General features: G+C 60.1%; 2 protein-coding genes and 2 pseudogenes. 2 read left to right on the forward strand and 2 right to left on the reverse strand.

The annotated features are described in order from the left end of the window. Positions 1–204: 204 nt before the first annotated feature. Positions 205–927: pseudogene (locus tag G6N73_RS34330) on the forward strand (IS256 family transposase); the annotation flags it as partial. A gap of 435 nt (positions 928–1,362) precedes the next feature. Here G6N73_RS34330 and G6N73_RS34335 read toward each other — a convergent pair. Together G6N73_RS34335 and G6N73_RS37730 are read right to left on the reverse strand one after the other, a co-directional pair. Next, positions 1,363–4,224, reverse strand: coding sequence for an ATP-binding protein (locus G6N73_RS34335; RefSeq protein ID WP_165034338.1), 2,862 nt, complete (start codon positions 4,222–4,224; stop codon positions 1,363–1,365). A gap of 72 nt (positions 4,225–4,296) precedes the next feature. Next, positions 4,297–4,487 (reverse strand): annotated as a pseudogene (locus G6N73_RS37730) (integrase core domain-containing protein); the annotation flags it as partial. 520 nt (positions 4,488–5,007) lie between these two features. On the opposite strand from G6N73_RS37730, the gene G6N73_RS34340 reads away from it, so the two are divergent. Next, positions 5,008–6,047, forward strand: a protein-coding gene (locus tag G6N73_RS34340) for an IS3 family transposase (RefSeq protein ID WP_165034339.1) whose coding sequence is annotated in 2 segments (ribosomal slippage) — positions 5,008–5,266 and positions 5,266–6,047 — 1,041 coding nt annotated over the 2 segments. Because the reading frame shifts where the segments join, the coding sequence is not laid out codon by codon here. This gene is flagged as partial in the annotation.

The raw sequence follows: 6,047 nt of genomic DNA on the forward strand, positions 1-6,047 counted from the left end.
CTCTGGCGTGACGGCCCTGTTGAGCAACACCTACTTGGCTGGACACCCGTTGGCCGGTACCGCCTAGCGTGGATGGGAACGCCTGACTTTGCCATGTCTTCTGGAGAGCCGGATGCGTAACGAAAGACGCACGTCCGGTTCGGCGAGAGGCGATGTGAAACCTGCCGTCGAAAGGCGGCAAGGCGCGCATCGCCTACTCCACCCACCTATCTGAAGGTGCGCCGCGGCGGGCGCATCGTCTCGGTCGCTGTCATCATTGCCGTCGGCGTCAACGCGGACGGCCGCCGCGAGGTGCTCGGCATGGAGGTCGGCACGTCGGAGGCCGAGCCGATCTGGACCGAGTTCCTGCACAAGCTGACGCGGCGCGGCCTGCGCGGCGTCAAGCTGGTCGTCTCCGATGCCCACAAAGGCATCAAGGCGGCGGTTTCCAAGGTTCTGTGCGCCACCTGGCAACGCTGCAGGGTTCATTTCGCCCGCAACGTGCTCGCCCCACGCCGGCAAGAGCGGCCGCCGCGTCGTCTCGGCCTTCATCACCTTCATCGCCACCGCCTTCGCCCAGGAGACGGCCGAAGCGGCAAGCCTGCAGTCGCGCGCCGTCGCCGACCAGATCCGGCCGAAGGTGCCGAAGCTCGCCGCCATCATGGACGAGGCTGAGCACGACGTGCTCGCCTAGATGAGCTTCCCCAAGGAGCACCGAGCCAAGCTCCACTCCATAAACCCGATCGAGCGGCTCAACGGCGAGACCAAGCGGCGCACCGAGGTCGTTGGCATCTTCCCCAATGACGGCGCCATAGTCCGCCTCGTCGGCGCCTTGCTCCCTGAACAGAATGATGATGGGCCGTGCTGCGGGCCCGCTATATGACCCTTGAGACCATCAGCCAGATGAGTGATGATCCGCTCATCAGCCTGCCGGCAGTGGCACGCTGATCATTCCGGTCCTGCCGGAGAGCACGACGACCAATGCCGTCAGTTTCACCACGCCAGTGCGCACGATCGGCGCTGCCCAATTAGTGCCGTCCACAAACGCCTGCTTTTTCCGGATGTACAAGGATCGTGTGCCCGCTCGAGCCGTGCCGCGTGGCAGCCGCGACGGCCCGAATCGTGCAGATCACCGCCGCAAGGGCTGATGTGTGGTCATACGCGCATAGGGTATGTTTGCCTGGACGGTGCGTTCTTGGCGCATTGTCAGCTCCGGCGGCTACGGGTTTGTCTTTGGAATCAGTCGCTTGATGCTAAAATGTACCTGGAGCCGCGGGCCTTTGTCCGTGGAAATGTTGCGATTCCTCCCGCAATTTCAGCAGTTTACCGTTTGTGGACGGGCGCTAATCAACTGTAAGAAGCCGGTGACAGAGGCAAAAAAGATCAATCATGCGAAGACCGGACGCCGGGTGCACGAAGCCACCGCCTCGCCTCAGTTAGGTCGGCGGTATCAAACCCCTCGCTAAATCGCTCATAAACCTGCGCGAGCCCATGATGTCCTTCGTCTACGCGCCCATGATCCACCCACAAGCGACACAACGCGATTGCTGAGCGTAGTTCCCAGCCGAGCGCGGACTGCTCACGGGCGCAGTCAAGCGAACCTATAAGCGAAGCCTCGGCCGCCGGCCAATTCGCCGGCGCCGCTGCCAACTGCACCTCCGCCTGGACTCGGAGCAAGTTCGGCAGTTCGAACGTCCCAGAGCCGCGCGTAGCGTCGGCCACGAGCGCATCGATGATGGTGGTCGCTTCAGCCGGGTGTCCGCTTCGAGCGAGACCCTCGGCCAGAGCCCGAGAAAATGCGAATGAGAGGATATATTGCCGCTCCTCTTGCAGGGTAGACAGCGCGGTACGCAGGGCCTCGACTCCAAGCATTGTCCTCCCTCTCGCGAGCATAAGTTCGCCTCGCAAGCCCAGGCCGCCAGCATGGTACGGCGCGAGCGAGTGCTTGCCAGCACAAGCGATGAGCCGTTCGATGAGGTCCTCTGCGATCAGCTGATCTCCCCTCCACAGAAACACCGGTATGACATAGAGAAGGCAGATGCAAAGTGAGACAGGGTGGTTCTGTCTTTCTGCCACCTCAATGCCTTGATGTGCACGTCGGGCCGCCTGGTCAGGGAAGCCGCAGAGCCACAATGCACGCGCGTCGCCAATCAATGCCCTCACCTGGTGATCGTAACCATAGGAGTGCATCTGGCTTATACCGGCAGCCACTGCACGCTCGAACCCGATTTTATAACTGTGCCGCGCCGCGGCCTGATTTCCTATCAGATGGTAGCTCGCACCCAGCATCCACTCGGCCGCCACAATCTCTCTCGGCCGGCCGACTTCCTTGGCCACAGCAACGTAGCGTTCTGCCGCCGCCAGCGCGCCGCCAAAATCTGCAAGGCGAGTCCGAAAGAGATTGAGGCCTGCCAGCAAGTGCAATTGGTACTCGGAATCTCCCAACGAATCGGCAAGGGTGATCCCGCGCTCCAGCGCCGTTCCGACCTCGTCGCTGTTACCGAGGACATAGATCGACGATATTGCCAATGATAGTTGCAAAGCCAGCTCGAGCTTCGTTCCGCGGTCTTCCTCGCCCAATGCACGTATCGTCTGCTCGCACCAGAACCGACACTCGCTCAGCATCGACAGCCCGAGGAACAGAGGCACTGCCCCTGCACCTAATGCCACGCCGACCGACGCATCGCCCGACGTCGAAAAGCTCCACTCGAGTGCTGCTTTGATGTCACCTACGTGACGTGAGTAAGAGGAGAGATTTCGGTCCCGCAAGATATTGGATCGTATGGGCGCGAGGCGCTCCGCATAGTAGAGGGCATGTCGTCTCGCGATTACATTCTCCTCTCCCCGCCGTACCAGCTTGAACGCCGCATAGGCTCGGGTCGTATCAAGAAGTCGGTACGACCTCGCATCTCCAGTCTGAGAAACAGAGACAAGCGACTTTTCGACCAAACGTGCGATCACATTTGCGACTTCAAGCACATCCGGCTCGTCAATGACGGCTTGCGCCATCTCCAAGGTGAACGCCCCAACAAACACGGAAAGCGTGCTAAAAATCGCCTGCTCTGGCTCCGACAACAAATTGTAGCTCCAGTCGAGCGCCACCTGGAGCGTCTGATGTCGAAGATGGCTGCGCCGTCCCCGCCAATGGAGTATCAGGCGATCGTTGATCAACCGCGCCAACCCGGTGAGGCCATATGCGCCCGCCCGGCTGGCCACAACTTCGATGGCAAGGGGAATCCCGTCGAGTTGGCGGCAAATGCCCGCTATGATCGGTGCCTCCTCGTCGGAAAGTTCGTGCCGGTATCCGCCTGCCGCTGCTCGATCCATAAAGAGCTGCACAGCAGAAGAGGCCAGCGCCTCGACCACTGTCAGGCCGACCTCGCTTCGCGGGCTGTCGAGAGATTGAAGCATATGGATGTTCTCGCCCTCGACCCGCAGCGCTTCGCGCGTCGTCGTCACAATGTGTACGAACGCCCCGTCGCGGAAGAGACGCTCTGTCATCAAAGCGACGGACTCCATAACGTGCTCGCAGCTGTCGAGAACTAGAAGGATTCGCTTGTCAGCAAGGAACGCCGACAGTCGCGGCAACGAGTCTTGCGTCTGACTGATGCATCCAACCGACGACGCGATGGCTGGAACAACGAGCGCTCCATCGTGGAGAGCGCTGAGGTCTGCGAAGCAGACTGCGTCGCCGAAATCGCTCGCCATCGCGTGCGCGACCGCGAGCGCCACCGTTGTCTTGCCGACACCGCCGGGCCCAACGATGCTGACGAACCGCCGGGAAGCCACCTCAGCAACCACCGTTTTGACGGTTTCGTCGCGGCCAATCATCCGCTCCAATCGCACGGGCAGAGTCTGGATCCTGACCGGCCCAACCATGGCAGCCGAAGACACCCCGCCTTGCGCCCAGCTCTGGACGGGCGCTACAAAGCAATAGCCGCGGCCCGGCACGTTAGCGATATAGCGGGCGCCGTCTCGACCATCGCCAAGTGCTTTCCGAAGGCCGGCGATATTTACGCGAAGGTTGGCCTCCTCGACGGTTATGTCCGGCCACACACGCGAAATCAAATCCGTATGACTGATGACTTCGCCTGCCCGTTCGACAAGCATTATGAGGATATCGAGCGCGCGGCCGCCTATCTGGACCCGCTCGTCCCCTTTCTGCAGCAGTCGCTCGGTCGTAATCAAACAGAAAGGGCCAAACGAAAAGACGCCCTTTGCATGTGGGTTGCCGCAATCGTCCATGGGCTCTCGTCCGCCTTTCTCTGTCTGCCATGTAGCGTTATCGGCCTGCCGGGACACGTAGCATTTCGATCCTAGCCGGGCACCTAGGGCCCCGTAAAGTGTATAACCTTTGAAGGTTCTGTGTGGGCGTGCAAAGTTGTAGCAACGCCCCAATCCTGGAGCGTTTTCTCGAGATCGACGTCGCCATTATAGGTGAGAAGCTGGTAGAACTCGTTTTCGTCGGAGCGATTGAAGCGCGCGACTTTGCCGTTGAGCTGGGGTGAACTTGGCCTGACAGCACGGCAGTTTGCAACCATTGATTTAGATTCGCATCTATCGATGTTCATTTGCAAATATCGTTAGATCTCACATAACCGTTGATATTGGGTTGGCTGCAGGCTGGCGGTAGCGCCAAATGCAAATTCTACATATTCTCGCGCGACATGGGCGGGGTTTGCCTCGCGTACCGTCGATCTTTGCCGCGTGCGACTTCAGCGACCTTAGCTCAGTAGTGCGAGGTCGTCGTCCAGAGACTTTCGCAAACGCGAAGCCGCGAAATCGACGAAGAGGCGCAGTTTCAATGGCAAGAGCGCCTGCCGGCGGTGAACGATATGGACCGGTGTCGGCTCGGGCTCGAAATCCTGAAGGATGAGGGACAGCTTGCCCTCAGAGACTAGCCTGACGATTTGATATGAGAGGACGTTTGTAACGCCGATATCAGAGGTGGCTCGGCAAAATTGGACAGGGTGATAAGTGGAATTTCTGCCTGAGATCGGCATGAGTGCCGGAACAGGAGAATCACGAATGAGCAGACGACCACGCCGGAACCACAGCCCGGCTTTCAAGGCGAAAGTTGCGCTTGCGGCGATCAAGGGAGAAAAGACGCTGGCCGAGCTGGCGCAGCAATATGATGTGCATGCGAACCAGATCACGGATTGGAGAAAGCAGCTTCTGGAAGGGGCCTCGAACGTGTTTGGCGCGGCGGAGAAATCGGAGCCGACGGTGGACATAAAGGCCCTCCATGCCAAGATCGGAGAGCTGACGCTGGCCAATGATTTTTTAGGCTCGGCGCTCGGCAAGGCCGGCTGGTCGGGGAGCGCAAGACGATGATCGACCGGGAACATGAACTGCCGATTGCCAAGCAGGCGGCCGAACTGGGGATCAGCCGCGGCAGCGTCTACTCCCTACCCAAGCCGACATCGGCGGCAGACCTGAAGCTGATGCGGCGCATCGACGAATTGCATCTGGATTACCCGTTCGCGGGCAGCCGCATGTTGCAGAAGCTTTTGAAGCGCGAAGGCTATGAGACGGGTCGCCTGCATGTGCGCACCTTGATGAAGCGCATGGGTATCGAGGCGCTCTACCGCAAGCCGCGCACTTCGAAGCCGGGCGACGGGCACAAGATCTATCCGTATTTGCTGGGCAAGCTGGCGGTGACGCGGCCCAACCAGGTCTGGGCGACGGACCTGACCTATATCCCGATGGCCCGCGGCTTCTGCTACCTGGTTGCTGTCGTCGACTGGTTCACGCGCAAGGTACTGAGCTGGCGGCTGTCGATCACCATGGATGCGGCCTTTTGCATTGAAGCCCTCGAGGAGGCGCTGGCGACATACGGCAAGCCCGAGATCTTCAACTCCGATCAGGGCAGCCAGTTCACCAGCCATGACTTCACCAAGGTCCTCCTCGACCGGGAGATCAGGATCAGCATGGATGGCAAGGGCGCCTGGCGCGACAACGTCTTCGTCGAGCGTCTCTGGCGGTCGGTGAAATATGAGGAGGTCTATCTCAAGGCCTATGACAGCGTTCGCGAAGGGCGAGCGTCGATCGGAAAATATCTCGATTTC

This window comes from Allomesorhizobium camelthorni (assembly GCF_011045125.1).
GTDB lineage: Bacteria > Pseudomonadota > Alphaproteobacteria > Rhizobiales > Rhizobiaceae > Allomesorhizobium > Allomesorhizobium camelthorni.

What these genes read in the sequence shown, in the direction of transcription:
- G6N73_RS34335 (WP_165034338.1), bottom strand. Translation starts at nt 4,224, where the DNA reads ATGGACGATTGCGGCAACCCACATGCAAAGGGCGTCTTTTCGTTTGGC.